At 69.3% G+C, this 17,078-nt stretch carries 15 protein-coding genes; 7 read left to right on the top strand and 8 right to left on the bottom strand.

Annotated elements, in window-relative coordinates:
• Positions 1-62: 62 nt before the first annotated feature.
• Both pseB and pseC read left to right on the top strand, forming a co-directional pair.
• On the top strand, positions 63-1,100 hold the full coding sequence (gene pseB, locus O5I81_RS20660; protein ID WP_271066749.1) for a UDP-N-acetylglucosamine 4,6-dehydratase (inverting): 1,038 nt from the start codon (positions 63-65) through the stop codon (positions 1,098-1,100).
• Positions 1,093-2,250, top strand: coding sequence for a UDP-4-amino-4,6-dideoxy-N-acetyl-beta-L-altrosamine transaminase (pseC, locus tag O5I81_RS20655; RefSeq protein ID WP_271066748.1), 1,158 nt, complete (start codon positions 1,093-1,095; stop codon positions 2,248-2,250). The genes pseB and pseC overlap by 8 nt, the downstream gene beginning before the upstream one ends.
• On the opposite strand, the gene O5I81_RS20650 is transcribed toward pseC, so the two are convergent.
• Entirely contained in the window at positions 2,247-3,335 is a 1,089-nt protein-coding gene (locus O5I81_RS20650; RefSeq protein ID WP_271066747.1) for an MraY family glycosyltransferase, read from the bottom strand. The two genes, pseC and O5I81_RS20650, sit on opposite strands and share 4 nt — an antisense overlap.
• A 380-nt stretch (positions 3,336-3,715) precedes the next feature.
• Between O5I81_RS20650 and O5I81_RS20645 the strand changes: the two genes are divergently transcribed.
• The 4 genes from O5I81_RS20645 (at position 3,716) to O5I81_RS20630 (ending at position 8,994) form a co-directional block, all read left to right on the top strand.
• Entirely contained in the window at positions 3,716-4,513 is a 798-nt protein-coding gene (locus tag O5I81_RS20645) for a CpsB/CapC family capsule biosynthesis tyrosine phosphatase (RefSeq protein WP_271066746.1), read from the top strand.
• 42 nt (positions 4,514-4,555) lie between these two features.
• A complete protein-coding gene (locus tag O5I81_RS20640; RefSeq protein ID WP_271066745.1) occupies positions 4,556-5,254 on the top strand; it encodes a polysaccharide biosynthesis/export family protein in 699 nt (232 codons plus the stop codon).
• A gap of 83 nt (positions 5,255-5,337) precedes the next feature.
• Entirely contained in the window at positions 5,338-7,689 is a 2,352-nt protein-coding gene (locus tag O5I81_RS20635; RefSeq protein ID WP_271066744.1) for a polysaccharide biosynthesis tyrosine autokinase, read from the top strand.
• A 3-nt stretch (positions 7,690-7,692) separates the two neighbouring features.
• On the top strand, positions 7,693-8,994 hold the full coding sequence (locus tag O5I81_RS20630) for a hypothetical protein (RefSeq protein ID WP_271066743.1): 1,302 nt from the start codon (positions 7,693-7,695) through the stop codon (positions 8,992-8,994).
• Between the two features lie 77 nt (positions 8,995-9,071).
• Here O5I81_RS20630 and O5I81_RS20625 read toward each other — a convergent pair whose 3' ends face one another.
• The 3 genes from O5I81_RS20625 to O5I81_RS20615 form a co-directional block, all read right to left on the bottom strand.
• A complete protein-coding gene (locus O5I81_RS20625; RefSeq protein ID WP_271066742.1) occupies positions 9,072-9,560 on the bottom strand; it encodes a hypothetical protein in 489 nt (162 codons plus the stop codon).
• A complete protein-coding gene (locus O5I81_RS20620) occupies positions 9,557-10,219 on the bottom strand; it encodes a hypothetical protein (RefSeq protein WP_271066741.1) in 663 nt (220 codons plus the stop codon). The genes O5I81_RS20625 and O5I81_RS20620 overlap by 4 nt, the downstream gene beginning before the upstream one ends.
• Positions 10,220-10,291: 72 nt before the next feature.
• A complete protein-coding gene (locus O5I81_RS20615) occupies positions 10,292-10,684 on the bottom strand; it encodes a helix-turn-helix domain-containing protein (protein WP_271066740.1) in 393 nt (130 codons plus the stop codon).
• A gap of 86 nt (positions 10,685-10,770) precedes the next feature.
• Here O5I81_RS20615 and O5I81_RS20610 point away from each other — a divergent pair, with 86 nt between their 5' ends.
• The gene (locus O5I81_RS20610) at positions 10,771-11,505 is read left to right on the top strand and encodes an SDR family oxidoreductase (RefSeq protein WP_271066739.1); all 735 of its coding nucleotides are present in this window, start codon (positions 10,771-10,773) and stop codon (positions 11,503-11,505) included.
• A 325-nt stretch (positions 11,506-11,830) separates the two neighbouring features.
• Here the strand turns inward: O5I81_RS20610 and O5I81_RS20605 are convergent, their stop codons facing one another.
• From O5I81_RS20605 to O5I81_RS20590, 4 genes are read right to left on the bottom strand one after another with little or no spacing between them, the layout of a single operon-like run.
• Positions 11,831-12,988, bottom strand: coding sequence for a glycosyltransferase family 4 protein (locus O5I81_RS20605; RefSeq protein WP_271066738.1), 1,158 nt, complete (start codon positions 12,986-12,988; stop codon positions 11,831-11,833).
• Positions 12,989-12,999: 11 nt separating this feature from the next.
• Entirely contained in the window at positions 13,000-14,982 is a 1,983-nt protein-coding gene (gene asnB, locus O5I81_RS20600) for an asparagine synthase (glutamine-hydrolyzing) (protein WP_271066737.1), read from the bottom strand.
• A 3-nt stretch (positions 14,983-14,985) separates the two neighbouring features.
• On the bottom strand, positions 14,986-16,020 hold the full coding sequence (locus O5I81_RS20595) for a glycosyltransferase family 4 protein (RefSeq protein ID WP_271066736.1): 1,035 nt from the start codon (positions 16,018-16,020) through the stop codon (positions 14,986-14,988).
• Positions 16,021-16,031: 11 nt separating this feature from the next.
• Complete coding sequence (locus tag O5I81_RS20590; RefSeq protein WP_271066735.1) at positions 16,032-16,871, bottom strand: class I SAM-dependent methyltransferase; 840 nt, start codon at positions 16,869-16,871, stop codon at positions 16,032-16,034.
• Between the last annotated feature and the right edge of the window lie 207 nt (positions 16,872-17,078).

Below are 17,078 nucleotides of genomic sequence, written 5' to 3'. Positions count from 1 at the left end.
ATTTACGCGCAGGTGACAGATTCGGCGCATCGGCCCAGATTCGGCGCCGATCTGGAGCTCCGATGACCCGATTCGCGCCCAAGAAACTGAACCTCGACGGCCAGGTGATCCTGGTGACCGGCGGCACCGGCTCGTTCGGCAAGCGGTTCATCGAGACCGTGCTGACCCGCTACGCGCCGCGCAAGCTGATCGTCTACAGCCGCGACGAGCTCAAGCAGAGCGAGATGCAGCAGGACCTGCGCGAAAAGTTCTCGGCCGAGGACTATTCGAAGATGCGGTTCTTCCTCGGCGACGTGCGCGATCGCTCGCGCCTGACCCTGGCCCTGCGCGGCGTCGATATCGTCATCCACGCCGCCGCCCTGAAACAGGTGCCGGCGGCCGAGTACAATCCCTCCGAATGCATCCAGACCAATGTGGTCGGGGCCGAGAACGTGGTCTGGGCCACGCTCAGCAACCGGGTGCGGCAGGTGGTGGCGCTCAGCACCGACAAGGCCTGCAACCCGGTCAACCTCTACGGCGCTACCAAGCTGGCCTCGGACAAGACCTTCGTTGCCGCCAACAACCTGTCGGGCGACCTCGGCTGCCGCTTCTCGGTCGTGCGCTACGGCAATGTCGTCGGCTCGCGGGGCAGCGTGGTGCCGCTTTACCGCCGCCTGCTGGCGCGCGGCGCGACCAGCCTGCCGATCACCGACGCGCGGATGACCCGCTTCTGGATCACCCTCGACGAGGGCGTGGAGTTCGTCCTCTCCTCGCTGGAGATCATGCGCGGCGGCGAGATCTTCGTGCCCAAGATCCCCTCCATGGCCATGCCGGACCTGGCCCGCGCCATGGCCCCGGAGGCGGAGATCGAGATCGTCGGCATCCGCCCGGGTGAGAAGCTGCACGAGATCATGGTCGGGGCCGACGACGCCCGCCAGACCTGCGAGCTGGACGACCGCTATGTCATCGAGCCGGCCTTCGTCGAATACGCCCGCGAGGCGTTCGGGCCGAAGGACGGGGCCCGGCCGGTGGCCGAGGATTTCGCCTACGCCAGCGACAGCAACACCGAATGGCTTAGCCCCGAAGGCCTGACCGCCATGCTGGACGCCCAGGGTGTCTGACGGCTTCCTGCCCTATGGCCGCCAGACCATCGAGGAAGACGACATCGCCGCCGTGGCGCAGGCTTTGCGCGGCGACTTCCTGACCACCGGCCCGACGGTCGAGGCCTTCGAGACGGCGTTCGCGGAGAAGGTCGGCGCCGCCCATGCGGTGGCCTGCTCGAACGGCACCGCCTCGCTGCATCTGGCCATGCTGGCGCTCGGCGTCGGTTCCGGCGAGACCTGCATCGTCCCCTCGATCACCTTCCTGGCCACCGCCAACTGCGCCGCCTACGTCGGCGCCGAGGTGGTCTTCGCCGACGTCGACCCGGACAGCGGCCTGATGACGCCCCGGACCCTGGCCGAGGCCCTGTCCCGGGCGATCGGACCGGTGAAGGCGGTGCTGCCGGTGCATCTACGCGGCGATGTCTGCGACCTGCCCGGCCTGGCGCGGCTGGCGGCGGAGGCCGGGGCGGTGCTGGTCGAGGATGCGCCCCATGCCCTGGGCACGACCATGGATTTCGGCGGCGGACCCGAGAGGGTCGGCGACTGCCGTCACGCGGCCATGGCCAGCTTTTCATTTCACCCGGTAAAAGCCATCGCCACCGGTGAAGGCGGCATGCTGACCACCAACGACGCGGCCCTGGCGACCAGACTCCGGTCCCTGCGCAGCCACGGCATGACCCGGCCGCCGGGGGCCGACCCCTGGGTCTATGAGATGGCGCAGCCGGGGTTCAACTACCGCCTGCCGGACATCAACTGCGCGCTCGGCCTGTCGCAACTGGGCAAGCTGGACCGCTTCACCGGCCGCCGCCGCCGGCTGACCGCCCTCTACCGGGCGCGGCTGGCGGGCCTGAACGCCGTCGCCCTGGCCGAAAGCCCGGCCTGGTCGGACCCGGCCCTGCATCTGCTGACTGTGCTGATCGACTTCGACGCCCTTGGCGTCACCCGCGCCGAGGTCATGGCCCGCCTGTCGGCGGCCGGCATCGGCAGCCAGGTCCACTACATCCCGGTCCACACCCAGCCCTACTGGCGGGCTCGCAACGGCCCGCTCGACCTGCCGGGGGCCCAGGCCTGGTACGACCGCTGCCTCAGCCTGCCGCTGTATCCGGCCATGCAGGACGGCGATGTCGAGCGGGTGGTCGCGGCCCTGGAATCCGCGCTCGGCCTCTAGCGTTTGGCCTTGCCGGTCAGCCGGGCATAGACGGCGATGGCCCGGTCGGGATGCCGGGTGAACAGGAAGTAGGCCACCGTCAGACCCGCGAAGATGGCCAGCAGCACCGGCTGGGGCACATCGGCGCGCAGGGCCAGGGCGACGCCGAGGCCCAGGGTCAGGGACAGGGCGCAGAGGGTCACAACCACGCCGGTGACGCTGAAACCGCCGTCCAGCATCAGATGGTGGGCGTGGGTGCGGTCGGCGTGGAAGGGCGAGCGCCTGTGCAGGACCCGCCTCACGATCAGCACCAGGCAGTCGATCAGCGGCGGGGCGATCAGGAAGGGGGCCAGCACCGGGGTGACCGGATAGACCGGGTTCTGGGTCAGGCGGAAGACGGCCCAGGCGATGATCAGGCCCAGATAGGCGCTGCCGGAATTGCCGAGGAAGATGCGGGCCCGCTTGCGCCAGGGCAGGCGCAGGTTGAAGGCCAGATAGGCGATGACCGCCCCGGTGATCACCGTCAGGCCGTGGGCCAGGTCGGCGTTGCCGGCGTAGAGCGACGCCGCCACCAGCATGACCAGGGCGCAGACGCACAGGGATCCCGCCAGCCCGTCGATGCCGTCGGCCATGTTCAGGGCGTTGATCAGCCCGACCGTGGCGATGATGGTGAAGGGCACGGACAGATAGCCCAGGTCGAGCGGCCCCAGGCCGAACACCGGCCCGATGTTGGCCACCCGCACATCGCCGATCAGCACGATGGCCAGGGCGGCGCCGGTCTGGGCCAGAACCCGGATCGGCCAGGGAATGTCGTAGATATCGTCCAGCACCCCGACGATCACCAGGATGACGGCGGCGACGCCCAGGCCGACCACCTGGGCGTTCGGCGGGGTCAGGGCCAGGGCCGGCAGGATGGTGCCGACGGCGATCGCCAGGCCCCCGGTCACCGGGGTCGGCGCGGCGTGATCCTTGCGGCCGCCCGGCTTGTCGACCAGGCCCAGCCGCGCCGCGAAGGGCGAGAGCAGGAAGATGATGGCGGTGACGGCGCTGAACGCCGCGATGAATTCCAGGGCGGCGGTGCGCAGAAACTCGACCGTCGGAAACACCCTTGGAATACCCCCGGAAAGTTGCGGCGAACCCCCGCCCGCCGCGACAGCAAGCCTGTCCCATAGTGGCGCCGTCGCAGGCTGGCAACCGGCGTTCGGAAAGAAACCCCGTGTCGGGCGACCTTCATAATATTGAACAATTCGACATCTGTGTTTCCGTCGCCGCCACCGTTTGGGTGCAAACGACGACATCCCGGCGACGAACTTGTGCAGTTTCGGCTACACCGCTCGGATAACGCTGTTTGCGCCTTGACCCGGTCCGGGTGCGGCGAGATAACGCAGCGTCGGGTGGGCGGGCGTCATCCTTTAGAAGGCGCGCGCGCTTCCGCGCGCCTGCAGGTCGAAGGTCCGCGCATGGGCTTGGTTTTGGAGTTGCGGGTTTGATCGACCTACACTGCCACATGGTTCCCGGCATCGATGACGGGGCCCCTGATCTCGAGACGTCGCTGGCCATGGCCCGCTGCGCCGTCGAGGACGGCATCGAGGTCGTCGCCTGCACGCCGCACATCTTCCCGGGCCTCTACGAGAACACCGGCCCCCAGATCCGCGCCGCCGTCGCCGCCCTGCAGGTCGAACTCGACCGGGAAGAGATCCCGCTCCAGCTGACCACCGGCGCCGATGTGCAGCTGTGTGTCGACCTGGTCGCCGGCCTGCGCTCGGGCCGCATCCTCAGTCTCGGCGACACCCGCTACTTCCTGTTCGAACCGCCGCACCATACCGCCCCGCCGCGCATCGAGGACACGGTCTTCGCCGCCATGGCCGCCGGCTACCACCCGATCATCACGCACCCGGAACGCCTGCACTGGATCGAGAGCCATTACGAGACCATGGTCCGCATGGCCAAGGCCGGGGCCTGGATGCAGCTGACCTCCGGTTCCGTCACCGGCCGCTTCGGCAAGCGGCCGCAATACTGGTCCGAGCGCATGCTGGACGAGGGCCTGGTCCACATCCTGGCGACGGACGCCCACAACATGCGCCATCGCCGGCCGCAGCTGTCCCCCGCCCGCGACGCCGTCGCCCAGCGGCTGGGCGAGCAGGCGGCCATCGACATGGTCATCACCCGGCCGCGGGCCGTTCTCGAGAACCGGCCGCCTTCGATGCTGCCCGACGCCGCGCGCGCCCAAAAGGCGCCGACGACGGGATTTGGCTTTCTGCGGCGTTTGTTTAAAGCGGCCTGAAGAGGCTATGATGCGTGAGATTTACGCAGTGGGGAGCAATTCATGATCCGTGCCCTGGTTCTTGCGCTGGTTGCCAGCGTCCTGTTGGCCGCCTGCACCGGCGGCGGCTCCGGCAAGATGGCTGATGGCGCCCTCTATGGCCAGGCGCTGCCCCCGCCCGATCCGACCCGCGCCGTCGTCGGCGCCGAGGAGTATCGCGTCGGGCCGATGGATACCCTCGATGTCAGCGTCTACCAGGCGCCGGACGTCTCGCGCATCGTCCAGGTCGACGCCGCCGGCCAGATCGGCATGCCGATCATCGGCGCCGTGCCGGTGGCCGGCAAGACGGTCAACGAAATCCGCGACGAACTGACCACCCGGCTCAAGGCCCGCTACCTGCGCTCGCCGGAAGTCACCGTCTCGGTCAAGGAATTCGCCAGCCAGAAGGTCACCGTCGATGGCTCGGTCAGCCAGCCGGGGGTCTATCCGCTGATCGGCAAGACCACCCTCATCCAGGCGGTGGCCATGGCCCGCGGCGTCAACCGCGAGGCCAACGAGAAGAAGGTCGCCGTCTTCCGGATGGTCAACAACCAGCGGATGGTGGCGGTGTTCGACCTCAATTCCATCCGCACCGGCAAGATCGACGACCCGCAGATTTTCGCCAACGACGTGGTCTTCGTCGACCGCTCGGGCGGCAAGACCCTGTGGCGCGACGTGATCTCGGCGGTGCCGCTGATCGGCACCTTCGTGCCGGTGCTCTGATCGCGCCGCTGGCGCGTATGACGTATTGACTGAATTAGGCGCCGCGCCCCCGGGAGGGGCCGGCGAAGGGGCTCCGAGGACCAATGAAGCGCGGCGACAACGATGAGCACCGGGACGGCGAACCGGAAGCCCGCAACTACATGACCACGGCCATGCCCCGGCCGCTGGTTGTCTCCGGCGGCCGCGGCCTGGTTCCCACCCGGGCCAACTTCGACGAGCAACAGGGGGTCAACCCCGAGATCAACCTGCTGGCCTACTGGCATGTGCTGGTGAAGCACCGCCTGGTCATCGCCGGGGCGGTCGGGGTGATGCTGATCCTCGGCCTGATCTTCACCCTGTTGACGACGCCGATCTACCGCTCGACGACGATGATCCAGATCGATCGCGAGGTGGCCAGCTACACCGGCATCCAGGAAGTGACGCCGGACGACAGCCGCAACCTCGAATTCTACCAGACCATGTACGGACAGCTGAAGAGCCGCAAGCTGGCCCTGCGGGTGGTGCAGAAGGAAAACCTGGCCAACGACCCGGCCTTCATGAACCAGTCCAAGCCCTCGGGCTTCAAGGACGGCATCAACAAGCTGCTGGGCCGCGGCAAGGGCACGGCGGCCAACATGACCGCCCCCCTGGCCGCCCGCGAGCGCCAGGCCACCAGCCTGCTGATGGCCGGCCTCTCGATCGAGCCGGTGCGCAACTCGCGGCTGGTCAAGATCTCCTACGAGAGCCCCGACCCGGCCATCGCCTCGCGCGTCGCCAACCTGTTCGCCAAGCAGTACGTCGGCTTCAACCTCGACCGTCGCTTCGACGCCACCGCCGACGCCCGCGTGGTGCTGCAGGACAAGCTGGCCGAGGCCAAGACCAAGCTCGAGGTCTCCGAACGGGCGCTGAACGACTACGCCACCAGCCAGGGCATCATCAGCGTCACCGCCCCGGCCGCGAGCGGCGCTCCCGGCGGCGGCGGCGCCGAGCAGACGGCCAGCACCTCGCTGACCGCCACCGACCTGGTGTCGATGAACACGGCGCTCGGCATGGCCAAGAGCATGCGCATCGCCGCCGAACAGAAGTGGCGCCAGGCCCAGTCGGGCGCCCTGATGAGCCTGCCCGAGGTGATGGGCAGCCCGACCATCCAGGCCCTGCGCCAGCAGCAGGCGGCGCTCAACGGCCAGTACCAGCTGATGCTGACCAAATTCGTGCCCGACGCCCCCGAGGTGGTCGCCATCAAGGGCCAGATCGACGAACTGGGCCGCCAGATCAACGCCGAGGCCGGCAACATCCGCGCCTCGATCCAGCAGCAGTACCAGACCGCCCGCAACACCGAGAGCCAGCTCCAGGGCCAGGTCTCCGGCCTGAAGTCCGGCGTCATGGACCTGCGCAACCGCTCGATCCAGTACACCATCCTGCAGCGCGACGTGGACACCAACCGCACCCTCTATGACGGGCTGCTGCAGCGCTTCAAGGACATCGGCGTCACCGCCGGCGGCGGGGCCAACAACGTCTCGGTGATCGACGACGCCGTCACCCCGCGCAGTCCCTACAAGCCCAACATGCTGATCAACCTGCTGATCGCGCTCGGCATCGGCCTGCTGATGGGCGTCGGCGCCGCCTTCGGTCTGGAAAGCCTCGACGAGACCATCAAGGTTCCGGAAGACATCGAGGGCAAGCTCGGCATGCCGCTGCTCGGCGCCATCCCGATGCTCGACAAGGGCGTCACCCCGGAAGAGGCCATGGCCGATCCGCGCAGCTCCTTCTCCGAGGCCTACTACTCGGTGCGCACGGCCCTGCAGTTCTCGACCAACGAGGGCGTGCCGCGCAACATCCTGGTCACCTCGGCCCGGCCGTCGGAAGGCAAGTCGACCACTTCGGTGGCCCTGGCCAAGAACTTCGCCAAGCTGGGCATGAACGTGCTGCTGGTCGACAGCGACCTGCGCAACCCGTCCTTGCACCGCACCCTGCGCGCCGATTCGAGCGCCGGCCTGTCCAACTACCTGACCGGCTCGGCCACCCTGATCGAACTGGCCCAGGCCACCGACCAGCCGAACCTGGCCTTCATCCCCTGTGGCCCGCTGCCGCCCAACCCGGCCGAACTGCTGGCCGGCACCCGCATCCGCGCCCTGATCGCCGAAGCCCAGGAGCACTTCGACCTGCTGATCATCGACGGCCCGCCGGTCATGGGCCTGGCCGACGCCCCGCTGCTGGCCAGCTCGGTGGCCGGCACCATCCTGGTCATCGAGGCCGGCACCACCCGCCAGGGCCTGGCCAAGGCGGCCCTGCGCCGCCTCGGTCTGGGCAACGCCCGCATCCTCGGCGCCCTGCTGTCGAAGTTCAGCCTCAAGGCGGCCGGCTACGGCTATGGCTACGGATACGGCTACGGCTACGCCTACAATTACGAATACGGCAGCAACGACACCAAGAAGCTGGGCCGTCAAAAGGGCTGATCCATGCCGACGACGGACATGCCGGTCGGCGGGGATGGCGGCAGGGACGGCGGACGGCCGATCCTCCGGGTCGTGCCGCCGGTCGCGCCGGAGCCGCCCGCACGGGTCTTCCCCTGGCGCGATGCGATGCTGGCCGCCGTGCTCGTGCTCGGCGGCCTTGGCCTCGGCGGCCTGATCGTCCAGCGCTCGGTCGCCGACGCCCTGACGGCCGAGAGCCCGGCCAGGGCCCTTGCCTGGCGCCCAAGCGACGCCGAGGCCATGGCCCGGCTGGCGGAACGCCGGCTGGAGCGTCGCGAGACCGGCCCGGCCCGCCGCCTGGCCCTCGCCGCACTCAGCCGGGATCCGACCTCGGGCTCCGCCTTCCGCACCCTGGCCTTCGCCACCAACGATCCGGCCCGCCGCGACCGGCTGATGACCATCGCCGGCGACCGCATGAAGCGCGACATCCCGGCGGTCAGCTGGCTGGTCGCCGACCGTCTGAAGGCGGGCAGGCTGGCCGAGACGATCGAACGCGCCGACGGCCTGCTGCGCGCCTGGCCGGTGTCGATGCGCGGGGTGATGACCACCCAGCTATCCCGTCTGGCGGCCCAGCCCGGCGGCGCCGAACTGCTCGCTGCCCGCCTCGACGGCGACCCGCCCTGGCGCTCGGCCTTCCTGATCAACATGGCCAGGAGCGGCGACAACCCCGGCGCGGCCATGACCGTGCTGACCGCCATGGCCAAGGGCAAGCATCCACCCACCGAGACCGAGACCGGCGCCGTCGTCGGCCGCCTGGTCAAGGACGAGCAGTATCTGGCCGCCTTCCTGCTATGGGCCCAGCTGCTGCCACCCGAGGGCGTCGCCCAGCTGGCCGACCCCTACGACGGCGGCTTCGAGGGCCTGCCCGGCCCGGCCCCCTTCAACTGGCAGTATTTCGACCGCACCGGCGTCATCGCCGAACCCGGCCCCGCGCCCGACGGCGAGGGCAAGGCCCTCTACCTGCGCTTCAGCGGCGCCGTCCCCCCCGGCATCCTGGCCCGCCAGCTCCTGGCCCTGCCCCCTGGCCGCCACGTGCTGATCGGCCGCTGGAAGGGCGACGCCATTGCCGCCGCCCGCCCCCTCGTCTGGGGCCTCCGCTGTGCCGAGCGCAACGTCGCCATCGTCGATCCGGGGGTCAGCCTGTCGGGCACGACCGGCTGGACGACGTTCACGGGGACGGTGGAGGTGCCGGCGGGCTGCAACGCCCAGTGGCTGACGCTGTCATCGCCGGGGGCGGGGCGGGCGAGCGGCGAGGCGTGGTTCGACGATTTGAAGATCACGCGGTAGGCGGCGAGCCCTTCCGGCCAACGGACTCCCAGAGTGAGCGCGCCCAATCCTGACGTCTAATCGGCGAAGACTAGGAGCTAGTTGTCCTCGCGCCCCGCCAATCGGGCAGCAATTTTCGCATCCCGCTCTAGCTCAATTTGTGCCAGCGATTTCAGCACCTCTACGCTGTCAAACTCACCCGAGAAGGATTGCGGCAGGCGATAGTGAGTGCCCGCCTCGCCTTCCTCTGCGAGTCTGACGATGGCTGGGAACCACGCCGTGATGAAAGCCGCCTGCCCCCATCTGCGAAGGTTGCCATACCACTTCATTGATCCAGGAAAGACAGCAATTAGCCCGGCCGCCTCTAGCGCCGCTCGCTCAAGCTGAACTCTGCGCAGGTTGCCGTCCCCCGACACGAAGAGACGCCCGCCCCGCGCAGCAAAGGCCTCAATCCAATTTACGTCTGGTTCGCCCCTCTGACCGAGTTCCTGAGGTGTTTCCAACACCACACCGTCGGGCAATCCAATAGCCCTCAATGCACCAACGATGCGGGGGTTTATGCATTCGTCGAAGCGAATGAGGGTCAAGCAGCGATGCGGTGTTCAAACTCCACGGCCTGGGTGACCGCGCCCTTACTTACGTTGAACCAGTCCGCAGCCTCCGCTAGCCCATCGACCTGAGCGGAGGCCGCTAGCACCTCTGTTGGCACAGCAGTCTCTTGTTCCACGACCACCGGCCGGCCAAAGGCCCTTGCCGGGTCAATCCGTACCAGCGGCAAGTCCGCCGGATAAGGCTCAAGCCAAGCAGCACGCCCGCTCTTGAAGACGACACGTCCGGCAAGAGCTGGGCGAAGGACCTCTGGATGCAGATAGGCGTCAGTCAACAGATCGATGATCTTTTCGCCCTGAAGTTCAAATACCGCCGAGCCATCGGTCGTTAGTTGGCGTTCCCGAGCGAGGGGGTGAGGATCGGCCCACCGTTGGCGCATCGCCTTCATCGCTTTAGCTAGGCGCCGGCGGGTAACGCCTTCAGCCAACAAATAGCTGACCGCCCGTGCCTCAACGAGACCGTCAAAAGACAGGGCAATCCTACCCGCCACGGTAGGAAGATCGGACTCGATCAGGGGAGGGCTGCCAGAAAGCCAGGAGGCCACCTTGGACGGCTCAGCACCGATCAACGCCGCAACTTGCGTCGTTGTGAATGCTCCACGTCGACCTAGCTCGACCCATTGTTGCGGTGTTTGCACAGCTTCCTCTCTAGACGCATATGGCCCCTGAGGCGGACCAAATGCAAATCAACCTGTTTGGCGTTGCCGCAATCAGGCTGTACGGCCCTTACGGGCCCACGCCGCGCGCCGCGCGAACACCCGGGTGACCTCGGCCATGTTCTGCTCCCCCCACTGGCACAGCGGCACGAGCGCCCCGGCCAGGCTCACCCCCAGGGGCGTCAGGCTATAGTCCACCCGGGGCGGAATCTCCCGGTAGTCGGTGCGTTTGACCAGGCCGTCGGCCTCCAGCTCCTTGAGCTGCTGGATCAGCATCTTGTCGCTGACATCGCGGATGGCCCGCCGCAGCTCGCCGTAGCGGGTCGGGCCGCCCTGGGCCAGGAAGTAGAGGATCAGCGGTTTCCACTTGCCGGCGATGACGCGCAACGTGGCGTCCAGGCCGCAGGTGAAACCGGGCAGGGTGGGGGTGCAGGTCGGGTTCGACATTTTTCAGGGCGCTTACCAAAAGGTGCATACTTGCCGATAGGTGGGTGGCTAGCCAGCTAGATGCAACCTCAATGAAGGAGCACATCATGAGCAGGCTACAAGGCAAGACCGCGGTGATCACCGGCGGCGGAACGGGCATCGGACTGGCGACCGCCAGACGGTTCATCGCGGAAGGCGCGTTCGTCTATCTGTTCGGCCGCCGGCAGGCGCCGCTGGACGCCGCCGTCGCCGAGCTGGGGCCGCAGGCGCGGGCCGTGCAGGGATCGGTGACAGAGGCGGCCGACCTCGACCGGCTGTACGCGGCGGTGAAGGCCGAGCGCGGCGGCGTCGATATCGTCTTCGCCAATGCCGGCACGGGGGCCGTCGAGGCGCTCGGCCAGCTGACCGACGAGGCCTACGCCCAGACCTTCGACACCAATGTGAAGGGCCTGATCCTCACCGTTCAGAAGGCCCTGCCGCTGATGTCGGCGGGCGGCTCGATCATCCTCACCGGCTCGACCACCGGCGTCATGGGCACGGCCGGCTTCAGCCTCTACAGCGCCAGCAAGGCGGCCGTCCGCAACCTGGCCCGCAGCTGGGCCCTGGACCTGAAGGGCACGGGCATCCGGGTCAACGTCCTGTCGCCCGGACCGACGCGCACCGACCTGGCCATCGAGGTGGTCGGCGAGGAGTTCATCGAAAGCCTCGGGGCCGGCACCCCGATCGGCCGCATCGGCGAGCCGTCGGAAACGGCGGCGGCGGTCGCCTTCCTGGCCTCCTCCGACTCGAGCTTCATGACCGGCGGCGAGGTCTTCGTCGACGGCGGCCTGGCCCAGGTCTGAGGCCCGCTCAAGGTCAACACGGCGCCGGCCGACCCCGGCCGGCGCCGATGAATATGTCTAGACATATTGATTTTGGCCTCATCGGCGGGCTGCGACACGCGGCGACATCGCCGCCGTCGGATTGTAGCCCCGCCCGGGCAATCGAAGCCTACTTCCGGCCACAGCCAACCACTCTGTGGCCTACGCGCCGCCCTACAGATACAGCGCCCCGGCCCACACGGCGGCCACCCTTCCCTCAATGTTTTCAAGCGCCTGACCAGCCGCCCGCGCCTTGCCCCCCCGGATACGCGGTATAATGGTGGGCCGCTTCGATAAGGCCGCCCGGCTACGCCCCGGCCAGCAGCTCCCGATAGACCCCAAGGGTGCGGGCCATGACGATCTCGACGTCGAACAGGCGCAGGGCCTTGTCGCGGGCGGCGAGGCCCAGGCGCTGGCGCAGGTGGGCGTCGTCGTCGAGGCGGGCGATCGCTTCGACGAGGCCGGTGTGCTCGCGGACATTGACCAGCAGGCCGTCCTCATCGTGGGTGACCACCTCGCGGCAGCCCGGCACGTCGGTGGTGATCAGGGCCCGGGCGCAACCGGCCGCCTCGATCAGGGTCTTGGGCAGGCCCTCGCGGTAGCTGGGCAGGACCACGACATCGACGTCGGCCAGCAGGGCCGGCATGTCGTCGACGTGGCCGAGGTGCTCGACCAGGCCCTCGGCCATCCAGCCGGCCAGGTCCTCGGGCCTGCAGGCGGCGGGGTTGCCGGGATCGGGCTCGCCGGCCAGCAGGAAGTGGATGTTGCGGCCCTCGGCCTTGAGGACGCGGGCGGCCTCGACGAACTCCGCCAGCCCCTTGTCCCACAGCATGCGGGCGGCCAGCAGCACCTTCAGCGGCTCGTCCTCGCCGCGGACCCGGGTGCTGATCCGGAAGCGGGTCAGGTCGACGCCGCTGCCTGGAATGGTGTGAACCTTGGCCGGATGCACCAGGCCCCGGTCGACGAAGGCGGCGCGGTCGTCGGGGTTCTGGACAATCAGCCGGGCCCGCCGGCCGCCGAAGGCCAGCCAGGCCAGGGCGCGGACGACCGGCCGCAGCAGCCTGGCCGTCAGGCTGTCGCTGATGAACACGAAGCCCAGGCCGGCCACGGCGCTGACCCGGCCCCTCACCCCCGCCATCCGCCCGGCGATGCCGGCGTAGATGGCCGGCTTGATGGTGAAGCCGTGGATGATGGACACCTTCTCGGCGCGCAGCAGCCGGGCGATGTGCAGCAGCAGCTTGGCCTCGGACAGCGGGTTGAGGCTGCGGCGCTTCATCGGCAGGGGCCGCCAGTCGAAGCCCATGGCCGCCAGGCGCTCGCCATATTCCCCGGGCGGCGAGATGAGGATCAGCCGCGTGCCCTCCTCGCGCAGCCGGACCAGCAGCGGCAGACGGAAATTGTACAGGTACCAGTCGGTGTTGCCGAACAGGGCGATGGCGACGCCCTTCAGGGGGCTGCTGGTCATCGACCGGTCCGTCACGCCGCCACGCTCGCGATGACGGCGTCACGCTGGGCCTGGGCCCAGGCCTGGGCGGACAGCACCGACCACAGGCGAAGGTCATGATCGCGGCGGCCGCTGACATGCTCATCCCAGGCGGCCCGCACCGGGCCCGGGTTGAACAGGCCCTCGCGGTTCAGGGCCTGGACGCTGAGCAGGCTCTCGGCCCAGTCGCGAAGCTCGCCGCGCATCCAGCGGCCGACCGGCACGGCGAAGCCCTGCTTGGGCCGCTCGATCAGGGCGCGGGGCACATGGCGGTCCAGCACCCGGCGCAGGATGCGCTTGCCGCTGCCGCCGGCGATCTTCATCTCCATCGGAAGGCGCCAGGCGAAGTCCAACACCTTGCGGTCGAGGAAGGGCGCCCGGGCCTCGAGGCTGACGCCCATGGCGGCGCGGTCGACCTTGGCCAGGACGTCGTCGGGCAGGTAGTTGCGGGTGTCCACCGCCATGGCCCGGCGGGCGAAGCCCTCAAGCCGGGCCGGCGGCTGGCGGTCTTCCGGCAGCCGCAGGCCGCGCGCCCCGCTCCGGGCGACGGCCTCGGGGTGGGCCCACTGGCTGAGCAAGCCCATGTGGTAGTCGTCGGCGCTGGCCGCGCCCAGCACGCCGGCGAACTTGTGGGCTTTCTCGCCGGCCCGGCCGCCGGTCAGCTCGGCCGGGAGCACGCCGCCGAAGGCGCGGGTCAGCCGGTTCCAGCCGTCGGGGGAGAGGCTCCGCAGGCCCGCCGCCCCGGCCGCCCGCAGCGGACGGGGCAGGCCGCCGACCCTGTCCCACAGCCGGGCGCCGTGGAAGTAGCGGTTGTAGCCGCCGAAGATCTCGTCCCCGGCGTCGCCGCTCAGCGCCACGGTGACCTCGCGCCGGGCCAGCTGGGAAACCAGATAGGTCGGGATCTGAGAGGCGTCGGCGAAGGGCTCGTCATAGAGAGACGGCAGCTTCGGCACCACGGCCAGGCAGTCGGCGGCGGTGACATAGTGTTCGGTGTGCTCTGTCCCCAGGTGGGCGGCCACCGCCCTGGCGTGTTCGGCCTCGTTGAAGCCGGCCTCGTCGAAGCCGATGGTGAAGGTCTTCACCTTGCCGCCACGGGCGACCATCTGGGCGACGATGGCCGAGGAATCGACGCCGCCGGACAGCAGGGCCCCGAGCGGCACATCGGCGATCATCCGCGTGCCCACCGTCCGGTTCAGCAGGGCGTCGAGCGCCTCGATGGCCTCCGCCTCGCCGCCGGTCCAGGGCCGCTCGAGCGCCGAGAGGATGGCCTGGTCCGGATCCCAGTAGCGGATGACCGGCGGCGGCGCGCCGACCGCGTCCTGTGGCCCGACGCTGATCCGGCCGCCCGGCGGCAGCTTGAGGACGCCCTGCCAGATCGACCAGGGATGCGGCACATAGCCGTAGCGCAGGAAGCTCGACAGCGCCTCGGGATCCATCGCCGTCGGAAAGCCCGGCAGGGTGCGCAGCGCCTTCAGCTCCGAGCCGAAGGCCAGCGTCCCGCCGACCCAGCCGTAATAGAGGGGCTTTTCGCCGAACCGGTCGCGGATCAGGTGCAGCCGCCGCTCCTGGCGGTCCCACAGGGCGATGGCGAACTGGCCCTCGATGCGCTCCAGCGCCCCCTCGACACCCCAGTGCTCGACCGCCTCGACCAGCACCTCGGTGTCCGAATGGCCGCGCCAGTTCGGCGCGCCGCCACAGGCTTCCAGCTCGGCGCGGACGTCCAGGTAGTTGAAGATCTCGCCGTTGTAGTTGATCACCCATCGGCCGCTGGCGCTGGTCATCGGCTGCAGCCCGGCCGGCGACAGGTCGATCACCGCCAGGCGGCGCTGGCCAAAGCCGATGCCGGCCTCCGGATCGGTCCACACCCCGGCGCTGTCGGGCCCCCGGTGATAGAGGGCGTCCAGCATGGCGGTCAGGGCCGGCTCCCCGACCAATCCGGGCTCCCGCGCCGCATATAGACCGGCGATGCCGCACATGACCTATTCCCCTCGACCGGCCAGGGACCGGGCGCCGACCAGCAGATCCTCATGATATAGCCGTGCATCGCGCCAATGGTCGACCGCCGCGGCGCCGATCCTGTCGAAAAGCCGCACGTCCGCCAGGATGCGCCCGATGTCGGCCACGGCCTGGCCCTGGTTTTCATAGACCACGCCGGTCTCCAGGGGGCGGACATAGGCGCCCATCTCGCCGACCGGGGTGACGACCGGGACCAGGCCCAGCTGCATGGCCTCGATCAACGACATGGCCGCCCCCTCCTGCTCGCTGAGCTGCAGGAAGATATCATGATCGGCGGCGAGGGCGGCGATCTCATCGAGCGACCTTGCGCCGGCGAAGACGACCTTGTCGGCCAGATCGAGGGCGGCGACCTGGGCCCGCAGGCCGGCCGCGCTGCCGTCGTCGGGACCGATGATGGTGAAGATCGCGTCCGGCCGGTCGCGGGCGATCTCGGCGAACAGGGCAATGGCCCGGTCGATGCGCTTGAGCGGCGTCAGCCGGCCCCAGAAGATGAAGCGCGGCCGGGGTGCGCCCCGCGTCGTCGCCGTCAGCCGCCCGGCCATGAAGGAGATGACCCGCGTCGCCTTGCCGGCCGGCATCAGCCCGCCCAGGCCCTCGAGGCTGCGCCGGCAATCGGCCCAGACCTCGTGCGCCAGCCGCGCCTGCAGTCCGGTCGCCAGCCGGTCGGCCAGATGCACCCGGCGGTCCGAATGCAGGAACAGCACCCGGCGCGTCCGCGGGCTGAGGGCGGCGGTGGCCAGCATCGCCAGGGCCGACTTCCACAGCGAGAAGACCGCCACCGGATGGTCCAGCGCCAGCAGGCCGGCGCGGATGGCGGCGACGGGGTCGAGGGGGCTAAAGCCCTTGAGGCTGAAGCGGTTGGGGCTCGCCGGGCCCTCGACGCCGCCGCTCAGGACGGCGACGGTGACCTCGCCCGGCGCCGCCCGCGCCGCCTGGCGGGCGGCGATCTCGGCGCCGCCGACGCCGTCGTGGGGCAGGACATGCAGCAGGCCGGTCATCGGGTCAGGGTTCAGGCCTTGAAGCCGACCGCGCACCAGAAGGGCGGGCCTTCAAGGAAGCGGATGTCGGAAAGCCCCGCCGCCCGCATCATGGCGTCGATCTGCACCCGGGTGAACCGCTGTTCCAGCCGGGTGCCGAAGCGGTCGAGGGCGTCGGTGCGCATGCTGTAGAAGCTCATGTGCCGGTAGTCGGAGAGCGGCAGGTTGTCGACCTTGGCCCCCGCCTTCTCCAGCAGCCCGGCCGTGCGGGCCAGCGGCCAGTAGACGGCAGCGGCGATCAGCTGGCAGACGGCGAACTTCAGCGGCCGGGGCAGGGCGCTGACGACCTTGCGGACCAGGTCCGAGGCCCGCCAGATGGCCCGGAACAGCCACGGCTTTCCGTCCAGCGCATAGTAGAGATAGAGCAGCATCGGCGCGCCGGGCTTGAGCTTGGCGACGCAGCTGGCGATGCCGGCCGCCGTGTCGGGCACATGGTGCAGGACGCCCAGCGAGTAGCCGAAGTCCATCGAGCCGTCGGCCAGCGGCAGGTTGCCCACCCCGGCATGGTGGAAGACGGCGTTCGGCTGGTCCTTGAGCTTTTCCTTCGCCACCGCCAGGGCGGCCTCGGCCGGATCGATGCAGTGCAGGGTTCCCACCCGCCGCGCCGCCAGCCTGGCCCACCGGCCGCTGCCGCAACCAAGGTCGAAGCCGACCGGGTTCGCGGGCAGTTTTTCCCAGGGAAAGACGGCGAAGTAGCGGTCGAACAGGGCCTGGGTCTCGGCCTCGCCCATGCCGGCCTGATCGAAACGCGCCCATTCGGCCCCGAAATCGCTGACCACCTCAGGGTCGATGTTCTCCCCGTCCAGGGCCATGCCTTGTCCTCTGAGGTTGTTGACGCACCGGCTCACCCTTGCCGCAACCGGCCAGCCGGCACAACCTTTGGACCCGCCCGGCGCCACCGGCCCCGCCCACCTTTTGTGAGGGTGCGCGAAAGTTTTGATCGGTGTCACATCCGTTGGTCAAAGTTGTGCGTATATAGGGATGTCGCCGACCGCTGTCGCCCCGAAACGGGTAATGCT

Origin of the sequence: Caulobacter sp. NIBR1757 (genome assembly GCF_027912495.1) — a bacterium.
Lineage (GTDB): Bacteria > Pseudomonadota > Alphaproteobacteria > Caulobacterales > Caulobacteraceae > Caulobacter.
The sequence above is the reverse complement of the archived record's forward strand: the minus strand, read 5'-3'. Positions and strand labels throughout refer to the sequence as shown.

Bases quoted from the DNA above. Each gene is read 5' to 3' on its own strand.
- pseB (WP_271066749.1), top strand. From the start codon at position 63: ATGACCCGATTCGCGCCCAAGAAACTGAACCTCGACGGCCAGGTGATC.
- O5I81_RS20630 (WP_271066743.1), top strand. From the start codon at position 7,693: ATGCCGACGACGGACATGCCGGTCGGCGGGGATGGCGGCAGGGACGGC.
- O5I81_RS20615 (WP_271066740.1), bottom strand. From the start codon at position 10,684: ATGTCGAACCCGACCTGCACCCCCACCCTGCCCGGTTTCACCTGCGGC.
- asnB (WP_271066737.1), bottom strand. From the start codon at position 14,982: ATGTGCGGCATCGCCGGTCTATATGCGGCGCGGGAGCCCGGATTGGTC.
- O5I81_RS20635 (WP_271066744.1), top strand. From the start codon at position 5,338: ATGAAGCGCGGCGACAACGATGAGCACCGGGACGGCGAACCGGAAGCC.
- O5I81_RS20590 (WP_271066735.1), bottom strand. From the start codon at position 16,871: ATGGCCCTGGACGGGGAGAACATCGACCCTGAGGTGGTCAGCGATTTC.
- O5I81_RS20640 (WP_271066745.1), top strand. From the start codon at position 4,556: ATGATCCGTGCCCTGGTTCTTGCGCTGGTTGCCAGCGTCCTGTTGGCC.
- O5I81_RS20605 (WP_271066738.1), bottom strand. From the start codon at position 12,988: ATGACCAGCAGCCCCCTGAAGGGCGTCGCCATCGCCCTGTTCGGCAAC.
- O5I81_RS20595 (WP_271066736.1), bottom strand. From the start codon at position 16,020: ATGACCGGCCTGCTGCATGTCCTGCCCCACGACGGCGTCGGCGGCGCC.
- O5I81_RS20610 (WP_271066739.1), top strand. From the start codon at position 10,771: ATGAGCAGGCTACAAGGCAAGACCGCGGTGATCACCGGCGGCGGAACG.